Annotated in this window: 17 protein-coding genes; 8 read left to right on the top strand and 9 right to left on the bottom strand. The window is 68.9% G+C overall.

Going from position 1 to position 14,215, the window contains the following annotated elements; genetic code table 11:
• Window positions 1-229: 229 nt before the first annotated feature.
• From ACFXI3_RS20415 to ACFXI3_RS20405, 3 genes are all read left to right on the top strand, one after another.
• Window positions 230-1,558, top strand: a complete 1,329-nt coding sequence (locus ACFXI3_RS20415; RefSeq protein WP_378401263.1) for an MFS transporter — start codon at window positions 230-232, stop codon at window positions 1,556-1,558.
• A gap of 14 nt (window positions 1,559-1,572) precedes the next feature.
• Window positions 1,573-1,857 carry a hypothetical protein gene (locus tag ACFXI3_RS20410; protein ID WP_378401261.1) on the top strand — a complete coding sequence of 95 codons (285 nt, stop codon included), beginning with the start codon at window positions 1,573-1,575 and terminating at the stop codon, window positions 1,855-1,857.
• Window positions 1,858-1,926: 69 nt separating this feature from the next.
• Window positions 1,927-3,198 carry an aspartate aminotransferase family protein gene (locus ACFXI3_RS20405; RefSeq protein ID WP_344271069.1) on the top strand — a complete coding sequence of 424 codons (1,272 nt, stop codon included), beginning with the start codon at window positions 1,927-1,929 and terminating at the stop codon, window positions 3,196-3,198.
• Window positions 3,199-3,255: 57 nt separating this feature from the next.
• Here the strand turns inward: ACFXI3_RS20405 and ACFXI3_RS20400 are convergent, their stop codons facing one another.
• The 3 genes from ACFXI3_RS20400 to ACFXI3_RS20390 form a co-directional block, all read right to left on the bottom strand.
• Window positions 3,256-4,230: an esterase-like activity of phytase family protein gene (locus tag ACFXI3_RS20400; RefSeq protein ID WP_378401259.1), complete on the bottom strand. Its 975-nt coding sequence runs from the start codon at window positions 4,228-4,230 to the stop codon at window positions 3,256-3,258.
• Between the two features lie 279 nt (window positions 4,231-4,509).
• Window positions 4,510-4,707 carry a hypothetical protein gene (locus ACFXI3_RS20395; protein WP_344272298.1) on the bottom strand — a complete coding sequence of 66 codons (198 nt, stop codon included), beginning with the start codon at window positions 4,705-4,707 and terminating at the stop codon, window positions 4,510-4,512.
• A gap of 196 nt (window positions 4,708-4,903) precedes the next feature.
• Entirely contained in the window at window positions 4,904-5,605 is a 702-nt protein-coding gene (locus ACFXI3_RS20390; RefSeq protein WP_378401257.1) for a tyrosine-protein phosphatase, read from the bottom strand.
• 150 nt (window positions 5,606-5,755) lie between these two features.
• Between ACFXI3_RS20390 and ACFXI3_RS20385 the strand changes: the two genes are divergently transcribed.
• Both ACFXI3_RS20385 and ACFXI3_RS20380 read left to right on the top strand, forming a co-directional pair.
• Window positions 5,756-6,058: a transporter suffix domain-containing protein gene (locus ACFXI3_RS20385; protein WP_378401255.1), complete on the top strand. Its 303-nt coding sequence runs from the start codon at window positions 5,756-5,758 to the stop codon at window positions 6,056-6,058.
• Complete coding sequence (locus ACFXI3_RS20380; RefSeq protein WP_378401253.1) at window positions 6,055-6,501, top strand: MarR family winged helix-turn-helix transcriptional regulator; 447 nt, start codon at window positions 6,055-6,057, stop codon at window positions 6,499-6,501. The genes ACFXI3_RS20385 and ACFXI3_RS20380 overlap by 4 nt, the downstream gene beginning before the upstream one ends.
• Before the next feature lie 25 nt (window positions 6,502-6,526).
• Here the strand turns inward: ACFXI3_RS20380 and ACFXI3_RS20375 are convergent, their stop codons facing one another.
• From ACFXI3_RS20375 to ACFXI3_RS20360, 4 genes are all read right to left on the bottom strand, one after another.
• Window positions 6,527-7,030 (bottom strand): GNAT family N-acetyltransferase, encoded by a 504-nt coding sequence (locus tag ACFXI3_RS20375; protein WP_378401251.1) that lies wholly within the window; start codon window positions 7,028-7,030, stop codon window positions 6,527-6,529.
• A gap of 16 nt (window positions 7,031-7,046) precedes the next feature.
• Window positions 7,047-7,802 (bottom strand): IclR family transcriptional regulator, encoded by a 756-nt coding sequence (locus tag ACFXI3_RS20370; RefSeq protein WP_378401249.1) that lies wholly within the window; start codon window positions 7,800-7,802, stop codon window positions 7,047-7,049.
• A 63-nt stretch (window positions 7,803-7,865) separates the two neighbouring features.
• Window positions 7,866-9,317, bottom strand: a complete 1,452-nt coding sequence (locus ACFXI3_RS20365; protein WP_378401340.1) for a PH domain-containing protein — start codon at window positions 9,315-9,317, stop codon at window positions 7,866-7,868.
• A gap of 74 nt (window positions 9,318-9,391) precedes the next feature.
• Window positions 9,392-9,904, bottom strand: coding sequence for a PH domain-containing protein (locus ACFXI3_RS20360; RefSeq protein WP_378401247.1), 513 nt, complete (start codon window positions 9,902-9,904; stop codon window positions 9,392-9,394).
• 174 nt (window positions 9,905-10,078) lie between these two features.
• On the opposite strand from ACFXI3_RS20360, the gene ACFXI3_RS20355 reads away from it, so the two are divergent.
• Window positions 10,079-10,993, top strand: a complete 915-nt coding sequence (locus tag ACFXI3_RS20355; RefSeq protein WP_378401245.1) for a proteasome assembly chaperone family protein — start codon at window positions 10,079-10,081, stop codon at window positions 10,991-10,993.
• Between the two features lie 228 nt (window positions 10,994-11,221).
• On the opposite strand, the gene ACFXI3_RS20350 is transcribed toward ACFXI3_RS20355, so the two are convergent.
• Entirely contained in the window at window positions 11,222-11,680 is a 459-nt protein-coding gene (locus ACFXI3_RS20350) for a MarR family winged helix-turn-helix transcriptional regulator (RefSeq protein WP_378401243.1), read from the bottom strand.
• An 83-nt stretch (window positions 11,681-11,763) separates the two neighbouring features.
• On the opposite strand from ACFXI3_RS20350, the gene ACFXI3_RS20345 reads away from it, so the two are divergent.
• Both ACFXI3_RS20345 and ACFXI3_RS20340 read left to right on the top strand, forming a co-directional pair.
• Window positions 11,764-12,183, top strand: a complete 420-nt coding sequence (locus ACFXI3_RS20345; RefSeq protein ID WP_378401241.1) for a PaaI family thioesterase — start codon at window positions 11,764-11,766, stop codon at window positions 12,181-12,183.
• A gap of 46 nt (window positions 12,184-12,229) precedes the next feature.
• Window positions 12,230-13,099, top strand: coding sequence for a class I SAM-dependent methyltransferase (locus ACFXI3_RS20340; protein WP_344271102.1), 870 nt, complete (start codon window positions 12,230-12,232; stop codon window positions 13,097-13,099).
• Here ACFXI3_RS20340 and ACFXI3_RS20335 read toward each other — a convergent pair.
• Window positions 13,089-14,027 carry an MCE family protein gene (locus tag ACFXI3_RS20335; protein ID WP_378401338.1) on the bottom strand — a complete coding sequence of 313 codons (939 nt, stop codon included), beginning with the start codon at window positions 14,025-14,027 and terminating at the stop codon, window positions 13,089-13,091. The two genes, ACFXI3_RS20340 and ACFXI3_RS20335, sit on opposite strands and share 11 nt — an antisense overlap.
• Window positions 14,028-14,215: the final 188 nt, after the last annotated feature.

Raw genomic sequence — 14,215 nt, 5'->3', positions numbered from 1 at the left:
GCCCGCCGGGGCGGGGTGTCCAGGCCACGGTAACCGGTCCGTTCGCCGCGCTAAATAATATACATTCAATCCAGACGATGCGCCGAACGAGAGACGCGCGCTCGCGGCCGCGACTGGGCTATCTGGGCAAAAAGCCTGTTCAGTTACCTCATTGAGCCTTGTCGGGGTGACGACTGATTATATACGATCTGCCACGGCCTGAAGCACCGTCAGCAGCAGGGGAGGCGCGATGCCGCGCACGACCGGGATCAGCAGAGAGCACCGTCGCGTCGTCTTGGCGGCCATGGTCGGCACGACTATCGAATGGTTCGACTTCTTCATCTACGCGATCTGCGCCGGACTGGTCTTCGCGACGCAGTATTTCGCAGTGCTCGGCAAGGACGCGCTGATCGTGTCCTTCGCGACGGTCGGCATCAGCTTCTTCTTCCGCCCGATCGGCGCGATCATCGCCGGGCATCTCGGCGACCGCCTCGGCAGGCGCGCGATGCTGATCCTCACCCTGCTGCTGATGGGGATCTCGACGGTGCTGATCGGCCTGGTGCCGAACACCGCGTCGATCGGCGTGTGGGCGCCGATCATCCTGGTGCTGCTGCGGATCGTGCAGGGGCTGTCGGCAGGCGGCGAATGGGGCGGCGCGGCCCTGCTCGCGGTCGAGCACGCGCCCGCTGAGCGACGCGGGTTGTACGGCGCGTTCCCGCAGATCGGCGTGCCGATCGGGCTGCTGCTGGCCAACGGCGTCCTCGCGCTGGTCACCGCGGTGACGTCGCCGGAGCAGTTCCTCGCGTGGGGCTGGCGGATCCCGTTCCTGCTGAGCGTGGTGCTGATCGTCGCAGGGCTGATGATCCGGTCGCGGGTCGCGGAAAGCCCGGTGTTCGAGGAGGTCCGCGAGAAGAAGGCGCGCTCGAGCATGCCGCTGGTGCAGTTGTTCCGGCACCATTGGAAGCTGGTGATCGCGGGCGCGCTGCTGTTCGCGGCCAACAACGCCGTCGGCTACATGACCACCGGCGGATACGTGCAGTCGTATGCCACGAAGACATTGCACCTCGGCCGGTCGACAGTGCTGATCGCGGTGATGCTGTCCGCGGTCGCCTGGCTGGTGAGCACGCTGATCGGCGGCTGGCTCGCGGACCGGATCGGCCGCGTCCGCACTTACCGGATCGGGTTCGTCATCCAGCTGGCGTGGATGTTCCCGTTCTTCGCGCTGATCAACACGGCCAACGTCGGACTGCTTCTGGTGGCGCTGTTCCTGTTCTCGGTCGGGCTCGGGTTCACCTACGGTCCGCAATCGGCGCTGTACGCGGAGATGTACCCGACCACGGTCCGCTACAGCGGCGCGGCGATCTCGTACGCGATCGGCGCGGTGCTCGGCGGGGCCTTCGCGCCGACCATCGCCGAATCACTGCAGACCAGCACCGGAACGGTCTACGCGGTCGCCGGCTACCTCGCCGTGATGACCGTGATCGGCCTGGTCACCAGCTTCTTCGTCAAGGACCGGAAGGGCGTGTCACTGAGTTCCGCGCCCGCGAACGCACAGGCAACCACCGTCGAAAACGTCTGAGCAGGGGGCGCGCGATGCGGACCCAGACCCGAAGCGACTACTGCGCGTGGCTCGACGCGGCCGCCCGCGACGCGCACGACGCGATCAACCGGATCCACGTCGAGGCTTACGCCGATCTGGTCCGCGCCGCCGAGATCTTCAAGGGCGAGCTGGCCTGCCGCCGTCCGTCGCGGCGGCAGGCGCCTAGTCTGCCCGGCCGGGGACAGCGCCATCGGAGCCATCGGGACGCCGGACTGCGGAGTTCGGCGATGGCGCGCGTCGAGGGGTCGCGGTTCGCCGATCCCCGGCCGGGCGGGTAGAAAGGGCGGCGGCGGCCGGTCGCCGCTCCCCGCGGCGCCAGCCGGTTGAGCCGACCCCGAGGAGGAGCAATGCCGGACCAGCAGCCGAACCCGCTGTGGCACCCGTTCGCGGACATGGGCGCGGTCGACGGGAACCGGTTCGTGGTGACCCGCGGCGAGGGGTCCTATGTCTGGGACGACGCGGGCCGTCGCTACTTCGACGCCTCCGCTTCGCTGTGGTACTCGAACCTCGGCCACGGCCGTCCCGAGATCACCCGCGCGGTCACGGAGCAGCTGGAGAAGCTGGACGCGTACAACCTGTTCGGCGGCGTCGCGAACGAGCCAGCGCTGAAGCTGGCGTCGCGGCTGTCCGAGCTGGCGCCGGTGCCGGGGTCGAAGGTGTTCCTCGGCTCGGGCGGCGGCGACATGGTGGACACCGCGGTGAAGATCGCGCGGTCCTACTTCGTCCACACCGGACGTCCGGACAAGACCCATGTCATCAGCCGGACCCAGGGCTACCACGGCACGCACGGATTCGGCACCGCGGCGGCCGGGATCCCGGTGAACGCGGAGGGCTGGGGTCCGCCTGCCGCGGATTTCTCGCAGGTGCCGTATGACAACGCGGCGGCGTTGGAGGAGGAAATCCTCCGCGTGGGGCCGGAGCGAGTGGCCGCGTTCTTCTGCGAGCCGGTCATCGGCGCGGGCGGCGTGCTGCTGCCGCCGGACGGGTACATCGAGGAAGTGGCGGCGATCTGCCGCAAGCACGAGGTGCTGTTCGTCGCGGACTGCGTGATCTGTGCGTGGGGCCGGCTCGGCACCTGGTACGGCATCGACCGTTGGTCGGTGCAGCCGGACCTGGTGACGACGGCGAAGGGCGTGACGAGCGGGACGATCCCGCTGGGCGTGCTGCTGGTCGCGCCGCACGTGGCGGAGCCGTTCTTCACCGGCCGTCCGGGCGCGCCGATCCTGCGCCACGGCGCGACGTACGCCGGGCACCCGGTCGCCTGCGCCGCGGCCAACGCGACGCTGGACATCTACGAGCGCGACGACATCATCCCGCGCGGCAAGGCGCTGGAGAAGCCGCTCGCGGACGCGCTTTCCGGTGCGGTCGGGCATCCGGCGGTGGCGGAAGTCCGGGCTGGGCTGGGATTCCTGGCCGCCGTGGAGCTGGCGCCGGACCTGCTGTCGGCGGACCCGGGCGCGCCCGGCCGGTTGCACAAGTTCCTGCTGGAGGAAGGCGTGATCGTGCGTTCGCTCGGCAAGGGGATGGCGGTGTCGCCGCCGCTGGTCGCCGAAGAGGCGGAGCTGGACTTGCTGGCGGCTGCTGTTCCGCGGGCGTTGGACCGGTTGCTGAAGAACTGACGACACTGCGGCGGCGCCGATGTCCTGGTGCCGCCGCAGCTGTCTGTCTACAAAGGACTACTTACAGGCGAGCGTTCCGGTGCGCAGCGCGTGGTTGTCGTCGTTGTCGTCGTCGGACCACACGACCTGCTTGCTTCCGTTCGCGCAGGTCGGCGAGATCGCGAAACCCTCGTTGTTGTAGTTCGACATCCCGGACGGGCGGTCGTACTGCGCGGTGACCGCGAACGCGCCCTTGGCGTTGATGTCGAGCGTGGTGGTGCGGCCCTTGCACGTGTTGTCGCATTCGGCCCACAGGTGGCCGGTCGATGGTTCGTATTCGAGGTCCATCACCGCCGGGAACCCGCTGTCGATGGTGGCGACACGCGTGTACTTGGTGCCGGACTGGTCGAGCGCGTACGCGTAGACCTTCCCGTTGGCCTCGAGCCCGACGAAGTACAGGCCGGTCCCGTGGTTCGGATAGCTCGCCGGGTCGTAGGCGGCTTTCGTGTGCTCGTCCCGGAATTTGTGCGCGGTGAGCGCCGAGTCCGGCACCCAGGCGATGGCCTCGAGACCCTTGTTGGGCTCGACCGAAGGCAGGTCCGAGGTGAGGTCCCACTCCCCGGTCGCGTTCAGCGACTTGCCCGACCCGGAGGTCGCGTACCGGAGCACAGCGGGCTTGCTGGTGTCGCCGTTGTCGTTGTCGCGCTCAGTCGAGGTGAAGACGCCGTCCGGGGTGAAGACGACCCCTTCGGCGTCCGGGTCGCCGCTGCCGTCGGAGTAGTGCATGGACTTGCCCTTGGCCCAGCCGTTGGCGGTGTCGGGCCGCCATTTGCCGCCGTCCTGGACGAGCCGGTAGAGGGTGCTCGGGCCGTTCTTCACCGCCCACAGGACGCTGGGCGATTCGTACGACACGCCGCTGAGGTTGGTGCCGAAAACCCCGGAGTCGTCGGCGATGGCCACCTTCGACCCGCCGGGCCACGCGGTGGCTTTCGGGGTGGCCGCCGGCGCCGCGTGGGCCGCGCCGGCCCCGACCGCGAGCGCGAGGACCGACAACGCGACAGTGACTCGGATTTTTCCACGCCGATGTGTTCCACGCTGGTGCGCAAGCAAGGAGCCGCTCCTTCTGTCCGTCTTGGCACGGGTGCAGGGCCGTGCCGAGGTGGTTGCTGCTGACAAGCGGCGGTCCCGCGTCGCGGGACTTACAGCAGTGGGTGATCGACAGTGGAGCACAAGGCGTGGCCAGTAGGCAACAAACAGCGGGTGACGTTGTCCCGGTGATCGGCACGGCGGTCTCGCGCCGCGCCGATCACCGTGGGAGCCAACGAGAACCGGTCACCGAGCGACGGTCCGCCACACCGGCACGTTGACGACCGCCGCCGGCATGCCGGGAGCCCCGTGGTCTCCGGGAACGATCGTGAAGCGCCATTTGTCGACGCCGCCGCCCATGATTTCGGCATAGCGGCGAGCGCCGTCCGCGTTCGCGAAGCGGACCTGCTGACCACTGGCGAGGTGGGTGATCTTGACCGCCACACTGCCTCCTGGGATCGATCGAGGGGAGGGGTTCTGCCTGGGTGCCGGCCCGCGGAGCTTCCCCCTCCGGGGCCGGCCCGATCAGTAGAACACGTGTTCGATTCTGGGGGCAATCCAGGTCCCCCTCGCGAGCGACCCGGGCCAGGCGGCCCGACGGTTAGCCGGCGCTGAAGGTTCTCGCCGGCCGACCTGTTCGTCAGATGGTCAAGCGGGCGTGCAAGGCGGTCAGTTCGGTATCGGACAGGCCGTTGTCGAGAAGGTAGTCCGGCATCGTCAACGACGTGATCGTTGAGGTCAGCGATGCTTCGACGGTGGTGTTGCGGGCCGCGAGGAGCTTGGTCACTCCGGTCAGTTGGTCAGGGATGCCGAGTGCGTCGTACCGCTGCTTCATCCGGTCGTAGGCCAGCAGATAGTCGGCGATGATCTCCTCCGGTGCTGCTCTGGCCAGCGTGAGCAGCACCAGGGCCAGCAGCCCCGTCCGGTCCTTGCCGCCGGAGCAGTGGAACACCACGCACCCCGGCGCGGCGTTCGCGATCGCCCGCACGGCGGTGACCACCAACTCGGGGTGTTCGGCCAGCATCGCCGGGAAGTACAGCGGCGAGGCCAAGTTGTCGATCTTCTTCCACTTCTCGTAGAACGGCGTGCCGACCGGTTCCAGCGGGACATGAACGGTCGTGATTCCCGCCGGTCTCGGTGCGTCGTCCGGCTCGCGCTCGTCGGGCTCGCGCAGATCGACCACAGTGCGGACCCCATATGCCCAAGCCGCCGCCCACCCGGCCTCGCTCAAGCGCGTCGGCGCCTCCATCCGGACCACCGCGCGCGGCCTGACCCGCCCCAGCCCGTTGAGATCCCGAACATTGACACACCCGTCCCAAGAAAGCTCTCTGCCGCCGATCACCGTCACAAGACGCGTGACGCCCGCTCTCGGTTGGCACCCGGCAAGCCTGCCGTGCTGCCATTTCCGCGGCCGTCGACGAACAACGACTCGCCCCGCGCCAGGCCCACTCAACTGCTTGCCGCAATTAGTTTAGATATCTAAACTAATTGCATGACGCAGACCTCGAACCCTCCAGTCCAGCCCAAACCCAAGAAACCGCTCAGGTTCAAGATCGGAGTCGCCTTCCTCGTGCTGTGCGGCCTGCTCTACCTGAGCATCGCGGTCACCCTCTTCCTGCCCCTGGACGGCGGAAGCAAGGCCGCCTTCGTCGGCGTCACCATCGTGGTCGCGGAAGCCTGCGGGCTCATCGGGACCGCGGGCGTCGGCAAGGAGGTCGTCCGCAAGGTGAAGGCGCTGCTGGGCCTCAAAAAGCGCGGCCGTGCGCGGGAGAAGGAGAGCGTTCCGGGACAATGACCCTCGTGGCAGACGAGGAAACCCGGGTGCTGGCGGACCGGATCAACCAGCTGATCGTGGACATGTGGGCCGCCGTCGAGCGGAAAGGTCCCCGCTACGACGAGTTCGAGCTGACCAATCAGCAGCACCTCATCCTCGGGCTGATCATCCGCGACCCGGACGTGACGCCGAAGCAGCTGGCCGAGAAAGTCGGCGTATCGAAGGGCGCGATCAGCCAGCACTTGGCCCGCCTGGAGCAGGACGGCTATCTCTCCCGGGAGAAAAGCCCCGCCGACGGGCGTGTGCAGATCTTCCGGCTCCGCGACCACGGCATCGCCTATCAGCGGGCCATGGAGCACTACGACCGCTACCTCGAGGACTCCTATGCCGCGAATCTCACCCCGGCGGAGATGGAACAGATCGCGGCCTCGCTGGAGAAACTGAAGCGGGCCTTCGAAAACTAGGTCGGGACGGCCAAAACCGCTTGTGCTACAAGGAAGAACGCACCATAGCCACCCGCGGCCACCGGTCCAGCCCCCGCGCGATCTCCGTCCGCCGGATCTCCCGCAGTGCCGGTCCGAGATCCTCGTCCGCCAGCACGCGGAACCCGAGCCGCTCGTAATAGGGCGCGTTCCACGGCACCTCCGCGAACGTCGTCAGCGTCAGCCCGGACAGCCCGCGCTCCGTTGCCCATGCGCCGACCGTCTCGATCAGTGCTCGACCCAAGCCGCGGCGTGCGTGGCTCGGCAGCAGTGAAACCTGTTCCACGTGGCCGAAACCGTCGACTTCCTCGGCGAGCACGTACGCCGCGATCACCCCGTCGTCGTCCCAGACCCAGCACCGGCCCTCGGACTGGAACACCGCGAGGTCCTCGACCGAAGGCGGTGCGTCGTCGGCGATCTCGGCCATGCCGACGGTCCGGAACGGTTCTCCGGCGGCGCGTTCGAGGTCGGGCAACACAGACAGGTCGGCGGGGGCCGCGAGACGGATCACCGGTCCGATTTTACGGCTACACCGAGTACTCGGAAATCGCCTTTCCGATCTGCTCGGCGTAGCCGCGCAACGCCGTGATCGCCCGTTCGCGCTCCGTGTCGCCGACGCGCGTGGCCGGCCCGACGAGGCTAAGCACGCTCGGCCGGAGCCGGTCCGCGTCGACCGGTACCGAGCACGCCCACACGCCGTCCTCGATCTCGCCCCAGCTCTGCGCATAGCGGTTGACCAGCGCGTGCTTGAGGGTGTCGCGCACCTCGGCACCGCGTTCGTCGGCGATCCGGGCGACCTGGCGTTCGCGTTCGCCGTCGGGCAGCAGGGCGAGCAGCATCTTCCCGGTCGCGCCGACGCCGAGCGGGATCGAATGCCCCGGCTGGAACGTGAACCGCATCGCGCGGTCGCATTCGACCCGGTCGCTGCACACCGCGAAATCGCCGAAGTGCTGGAACAGCAGGATCGTCTCGCCGAGTTCGCGCGCGGCCTCCTCCATCGTCGGCCGCGCGATCCGCGCCAGGTCGTTCGCGAGCCGGGCGGCGCGCGCGAGCGGCATGACGCGGCTGGTGACGTGGTAGCGCCCGGAGCGCGCCTCTTCGAGCAGCTGCAGTTCCTTCAGCAGCTGCACGTAGCGATAGGTGGTGGCGACCGGGCTGCCGATCACCCCGGCGAGTTCCGCCACGCTGGCCTCCCAGCGCTGTTCGGTGAACGACAACAGCAGCTGGAGCACTTTGCGGGAACTGTTGGCGCCGGCCGTCCGACGGAGTCCGGGTTCCGACATCCTGAAAGCCTCTTCGTGAGATCACCGAATTCAGTCACGAACGCGTCGGTAAATTACCACAGGTCACGGTTTTTCCGCCCCAGCAAGGAACGGTGTCAGCAATCCGGGCACAGCGGTGTCGGCGAGCGCGAGCCCGGCGCCCTGCTCGACGTCCAGCACGCGGTAGTGCCCGCGGCCGGCGGCGATCGGCGCGGTGACGGTCACGAGACCGGCCCGCCGCTGGAACAGCGACTGGTGCACGACGATCCCGGTCAGCCGGTCACGCCGGACGGCGACCGTCGCCCTGGCCAGCGACCCGGAACGGGTCACCAGGTACCGGCCGGTGATCGCGTGGCCGAGCGAGCGGTACCGGTCGAAGCCCACCAGGACGGCGAACGGCAGCAGCACGAGCGCGGCCTGCCACGGCCATTCCGGCAGCACGTCGAGCCGAGCCAGCGCGAACAGCGCGGCCGACAGCGCCAGCACAGCGAAGACGGCACGGGTGATCCGGCGGGTCAGCGCGCGCCGGGAATGCCGCACGAGGGGGATGTTCGCGAAGTCCTCGCCGAGCACGTCGCTCGCGATCTCCGTGGCCTTCGCGGCCGGAGCGGGCGGCAGCAGCAGGCCGCCGCCGCGGTCCGCGCCCTTGCCCTCGCGCAGACCCGCCGCGACCGCGACGCACTTCGCGCCGCCGACCATCCGCAGCGGCAACGGTTCCTTGATCTCGACCCCGCGCAACCGGTCTTCCTCGATCGACACCGACCGAGTCGTGATTAGCCCGCGCCGGATGTGCAGTGTCCCGCCCGGTTCGCGCGTGAGCCGGAAGTTCCAGAACGACAACACGTATCCGCCGACCGACAGCACCGACACCAGCACGAGCAGCCCGGCCGCCGCCAGCACCACGGTGAGCCACACCGGCTGTGCGAGCGCGCGGGCGGTGAGGTCGCGCAGCGGCCCGAAGCTCGTCGGATCGAAGTGCAGTTCGTGCGCGAAGTGATAGACGGTGCCGAGAATCGCCGCGACCAGGGCGAGCCCGGACAGCGTGAACGGCGCGAACCGCACCCAGCGCTTGTCGACCTCGGCGACGAGCGACTCCGGCGGTCGCGGCGCCTCGGATTCGGCCGGTTTCCGGTGCAGCAACAGGGTCCGCAGCCGCTGGGCTTCGGCACGGGTGACCGCGTCGAGCACCAGCTGGTCCTTGCCCGGCCCCTTTCCGTGCTCGTGCCGTCCGGTGCCGATTCGTACTGCGGAAAGCGAGAAAAGCCGATGTTTCGGCTCTGAAACCACGTCTACGGCACGGATTCGATCGAGCGGAATCGCGCGTTGCTTGCGCAGCAGCAACCCGGTGTGCCATTCGATCTGGGTCGCGGTGACGCGGTAGCGCGAGGTGAGGCAGTGCGAAATGCCGACGCCGATAGTCACGGCGGTGGCCACGAGACCGATCCACTGCCAGTAATTCCCGTGGCCGAGCAGCAGCGCGCCAACCAGTACCGGAAGCGACTTCACCAGGTCGAGAACGGGGCGGATCAACAACATCCGGCGGTCGAGACGGTGCCAGGGCGCGTCGCCGGTGCCTTCGGCGGCGACCGGCGGGGAGGGCGCGGTGGCGTTCACGTCGCGTCCCCGCGCACGGCCTGGGTGGTGCGGGTCAGCTCGTCGGCCAGCGTGACCGCGACTTCGCGGTCGAGCCCGGAGATCCGCAACGGCCCGGCGGCCGACGCGGTCGTGACGGTGAGCCGGGCCAGTCCGAACAGCTGCTCCAGCGGACCGCGTTCGACGTCGACCGTCTGGATCCGCGAGATCGGCGCGATCCGCCACTCCTGCTTCAGCCAGCCGGACTGGGTGTAGACGGCCTCGCCGGTGACCTCCCAGCGATGCACGCGATACCGCCACTGCGGCATGATCAGCAGGTGCAGCGGGGCCAGCACGCAGGAGAGCACCAGCGTCACCGTGAGCCACGACGGCGGGTCGTCCGCGGTCGCGACCACCACCGCCTGCACCGCGAGCACGACCAGCCAGCCGGTCCCGGCCGACGCCGCCCAATGGCCGATCGCCCGGCGGCTCACCCGGTGTTCGGGCGGGCGCAGCCGCAGTTGCAGAGTGGTGGATTCCTCGGTGTTCACCTGCTCAGAGTGCCCGACCGGACGCGCAGATGCCCACGACAAGTGTCACGGTCCCCCGATCCGGGGTGGCCGATGAGTGCGGGGCGTTACTATTTCCGCCGCGCGCGGGATGGATTCGCAGCCGGGCCGCGTTGTACCGCGTACGTCCGTGCAAGCGAGCAGCAGGAGGATCCGGTGGGACTCGATCCCGAGGAACTGTACGAGGTGGACTCGGACGTCCCCGACCTGGACGGAGCCGTGCTCCTGCACTTCTTCGAGGGTTTCATGGACGCGGGCTCGGCCGGGCGGCTGGTCACCGACCACCTCGCAGGCGAAGTGGAGAACCGGGTCATCGCGCGGTTCGACGTCGACCGGCTCATCGACTACCGGTCGCGCCGCCCGACGATGATCTACGCGGTCGACCACTGGGAGGAATACGAGGCTCCCGAGCTGGTCGTGCGCCTGCTGCACGACGACGACGGCATGCCGTTCCTGCTGCTGTCCGGCCCCGAACCGGACCGCGAATGGGAGCTGTTCGCGGCCGCCGTGCGGCAGCTGGTGGAGCGCTGGGGCGTGCGGCTGACCGTGGGTTACCACGGGATTCCGATGGGCGCCCCGCACACGCGCCCGCTCGGCGTCACCGCGCACGCGACCCGCGAGCACCTGGTCGGCGAGCACCAGCCGCTGCCCAATCGCATGCAGGTCCCGGGCAGCATCGCCGCGCTGCTGGAGTACCGCTTCGGCGAATGGGGCCACGACGCGATGGGCTTCGCCGCGCACGTGCCGCACTACCTGGCGCAGTCGACCTATCCGGCCGCCGCGCTGACGATCCTCGAGTCCATCGGCAAGGCCACCGGCCTGCGCCTGCCCGACGGCGAACTGCGCACCGCGGCCGAGGTGGCCAAGGCGGAAATCGACCGCCAGGTCGCGGAATCCGACGAATCCGCCGACGTGGTGCGCGCGCTGGAGCGTCAGTACGACACGTTCACCGAAGCGTCCGGGCACAGCCTGCTCGCCGAATCGCAGGAACACATGCCGACGGCGGACGAGCTGGGCTCGCAGTTCGAACGATTCCTCGCGGAACAGGGCGGGGACGGCTCCGAACGCTGAGCCGAGAGGTACGCGACGCCTGCGGATCGGACCGTCTGCCAGGCCCACCAGAGCCGGGCCGTCATGATCGCCACGCCGGACATGGTGCGGCCCGCACGTTGCCGGGAGGCGGCGGGGACGGGTGTGGCGGGTGACATCTGGTGAAGCTAGCCGGTGCGCGGGTCGGCCCGGCACCCGGACAGGCCCCTAGCGCTTCCGCCGCCGTCCGTGAGGGGAACCCTGACGGAATCAGAGTCCCTCAGGGTTCCCCTCACGGACAACCACAGAGGGACCCGGCCATCCCACCAGCTGCCGCAGCGCCTCGCTGGTCGGCCCGAACGCGTCCCCGAGCAGCGCGTGCAGCTCGCCGTTGAACGTTTCGATCACCGGCCGAAGCCGGGCTAGCGTCGCGGTTCCCTCGGCGGTCAGGTCCAGCACTAGCGCCCGGTGCTGCCGCGGATGCGGCTCCCGGACGATCAGCCCGGCGTCGATCAGCCGCCCGGTCATCGCGGTGATCGCGGATTCGCGCTGGCCCAGCTCAGCGGCCAGTTCGCGCTGGGTGAGCCCCGGCCGATCGTGCACCGCGAGCAGCGCGCCGAGCTGCGCGGTCGTCACGCCGCCCGCCGCGAGGCAGCGCCGGTCGCCCTCGACGCGCAGCCGGTGTGCCGCGCTCTGCAGCAGGAAGAAAAGACGTTCGTCGGCGGCCATGCGGGGATCTTGACAGTGATCTCTCCTCGCCGCCATCCTCACTTCACTACTGAAGTACTTCACTACTGAAGTGAGGACTGGGAATGGACTTGGACTTCGCGCGCGCCGGACTCGCCGCACAACCGTTCAGCGTCCTGCTCGGCGCGCGAGCCGAGGAATTCGGCGACGGCCGCGCGGTGCTGGAGCTGGAGGTCCGCGACGATCTCCGGCAGCAGAACGGCTACCTGCACGGCGGCGTCCTCGCCTACGCCGCGGACAACGCGCTTACCTTCGCCGCCGGGAGTGTGCTCGGCGCGCAGTTGCTCACGAGCGGTTTCTCCATCGACTACCTCGTCCCTGCCGACGGAGTGCTGCTGCGCGCGGAAGCGATGGTGGTCCAAGCGAGTCGTTCGCGGGCCACCTGCCGGTGCGATCTGTACACAGTGGACAGAGACGGGAAGTCGACGTTGTGCGCGGCGGCGCAGGGATCCGCGGTGGTCCGGCGGACGGCTACTCCCGGGTAAACCAGGCAGTTCGAGGCGGCGTCCGGTTGTCGGCTATCGTCCCGGAATGAACCAGGAAAGCCAAGATCGGCTGACGACAAGGACTTTGGGCCCTGCGCTGCGCCGGAAGGCCGGCCTGGTGCTGCGCCGGGCCGCGGCCCGGCTGCACGATCCGCACACCGACCAGCTCGCCGAACTGCGCGCGGAACTGGAGCGGACACGCGAGGAACTGCGCTCCGAGGTCGTCCGGCAGGGGGATCGGCTGCTGGACCGCGTGGTCGAGTTCGAAATCCGCAGCCGTCGCGACATCGTGTACGCCGGCGACCAGGACGCGGCTCTGGAGAGCAACGTCTTCGCGCGCGAAAGCCTGATCGGGGCGCAGCATTTCGGCAGCCCCAAGGAAACGCTGGAGTACGCGCTTTCCCTCGCGCCCACCGGCGGGATGGCGCTGGAGTTCGGCGTCGCGTCCGGGAACACGCTGCGCACCATCACGGCCGCGCGCAAGGCCACCGAGGTGTACGGCTTCGATTCGTTCGACGGACTGCCCGAGGCGTGGCTCAACGGCATGCCCGCCGGCGCCTTCGCTCGCGACGACCTGCCGGACGTGCCGGGGGCGGAACTGGTCGTCGGCCTGTTCTCCGACAGCCTGCCCGGATTCCTGGAGAAGCACCCCGGTCCGGTCGATTTCCTGCACGTCGACGGTGATCTCTACAGCTCGGCGAAGACCGTGCTGGACAACGTCGGCCCGCGGCTGCGGGTCGGCAGCATCGTGCACTTCGACGAGTTCTTCAACTTCCCCGGCTGGAAACGGCACGAGTACCGGGCGTGGACCGAGCACGTCGAGAAGACCGGTGTCGAGTTCACTTACGAGGCCTACACGTACAACGACAACCAGGTCACCGTGCGGATCACTGGCGGTCCCGGGCTCATGGACTGAAGCAGCCGTGCTCGTTGAGCGGTCCGATCGCGGGAAGGATTAGGCCGCACAGGTAACCGTCGATCCACCGGCCGTTTCCGGTGAGATTCGCGGCGAAGCGGACGAGCGGGGCCATTTTCCGGATTCCTTCGGCGAGCGACGCGCGGTTTCGTTCGAGCAGCGCGGTGAGCCGGTCGAGCTGGGCGAGCACCGGGCCGAGTTCGCGGTCGTTGTCGGCGACGAGCCCGGATACCTCGACGCCTAACTGGCGGGCTCCGCTGAGCAACGCCTGAATGGCCGACTCGCGTTTGCTCACCTCGTCCAGCAACTGGTTGCCGTCGGCGAGAAGCCGGGTCAGCTGCGCGTCGCGGTCGGCGAGCGTGGCGGAAATCGTGCGTGCTTGCGTTAAAAGGTGAGCCAGTTTCGCGTCGCGGGTCGAGAGGGAGTCGGAGAGCCGCGACAGCCCGGTCAGCGTCGCGCGGACGTCGGCCGGTGTGTGCGCGAAGGTCTCGGAAATGGCGTGGAAGCTGCGCGAGAGCTGGTCGGTGTCGATGGCGTCGACGGTCGCGGCCAGCTGCCGGAACGCGGGCAGGACGTCATACGGAACAGTGGTCCGGTCGCGCGGGATCGGCGTGTCCGGATCGAGCGACCCCGCCCCGACCGGGTCGAGCGCGAGATATTTCTGGCCGAGCACCGTTTTGATCCGGATCGAGGCCGATGTCCGGTCGCCGAGCCACGCCCCCGACACCCGGAACGACACCCGGACGGACGCGCCGTCGAGGGAAACCTCAGACACCCGGCCGATTTTCACCCCCGCGATCCGGACGTCGTTGCCGGTCTGGAGCCCCGCGGCTTCGCTGAACTCGGCGGCATACGCGGTGCCGTCGCCGATGATCGGCAGATCCGGTGCGCGCAGTGCGGTGAGGACGCCGAGGACGAGCACAGTCATCCCGACGAGAGCGGTGCGCACGGGGCGCCGGTCGGGATGCACAGCGTGGATGGTGACTCGCCCGGCCGGGTGAGGCCAGTCATGCCACCCGAATGGGCGCTTTTTCCTAGTGTCCACTTAGGACTGTTCGCGCTCGCGCCCTGCGCACGCCCCCTTTTTATTGCCGCACCAGCCGCTCCTGTCGTGTG

It is taken from the genome of Amycolatopsis sp. NPDC059235 (assembly GCF_042754125.1).
GTDB classification, from domain to species: Bacteria; Actinomycetota; Actinomycetes; order Mycobacteriales; family Pseudonocardiaceae; genus Amycolatopsis; species Amycolatopsis albidoflava.
This window is presented reverse-complemented; position numbering and strand designations above follow the sequence as displayed.

Excerpts from the sequence above, each read along its gene's own strand:
- ACFXI3_RS20345 (WP_378401241.1), top strand. The coding sequence starts at position 11,764 with ATGGACTTGGACTTCGCGCGCGCCGGACTCGCCGCACAACCGTTCAGC.
- ACFXI3_RS20365 (WP_378401340.1), bottom strand. The coding sequence starts at position 9,317 with ATGTTGTTGATCCGCCCCGTTCTCGACCTGGTGAAGTCGCTTCCGGTA.
- ACFXI3_RS20370 (WP_378401249.1), bottom strand. The coding sequence starts at position 7,802 with ATGTCGGAACCCGGACTCCGTCGGACGGCCGGCGCCAACAGTTCCCGC.
- ACFXI3_RS20340 (WP_344271102.1), top strand. The coding sequence starts at position 12,230 with ATGAACCAGGAAAGCCAAGATCGGCTGACGACAAGGACTTTGGGCCCT.
- ACFXI3_RS20335 (WP_378401338.1), bottom strand. The coding sequence starts at position 14,027 with ATGACTGTGCTCGTCCTCGGCGTCCTCACCGCACTGCGCGCACCGGAT.
- ACFXI3_RS20410 (WP_378401261.1), top strand. The coding sequence starts at position 1,573 with ATGCGGACCCAGACCCGAAGCGACTACTGCGCGTGGCTCGACGCGGCC.
- ACFXI3_RS20405 (WP_344271069.1), top strand. The coding sequence starts at position 1,927 with ATGCCGGACCAGCAGCCGAACCCGCTGTGGCACCCGTTCGCGGACATG.
- ACFXI3_RS20380 (WP_378401253.1), top strand. The coding sequence starts at position 6,055 with ATGACCCTCGTGGCAGACGAGGAAACCCGGGTGCTGGCGGACCGGATC.
- ACFXI3_RS20385 (WP_378401255.1), top strand. The coding sequence starts at position 5,756 with ATGACGCAGACCTCGAACCCTCCAGTCCAGCCCAAACCCAAGAAACCG.
- ACFXI3_RS20415 (WP_378401263.1), top strand. The coding sequence starts at position 230 with ATGCCGCGCACGACCGGGATCAGCAGAGAGCACCGTCGCGTCGTCTTG.
- ACFXI3_RS20350 (WP_378401243.1), bottom strand. The coding sequence starts at position 11,680 with ATGGCCGCCGACGAACGTCTTTTCTTCCTGCTGCAGAGCGCGGCACAC.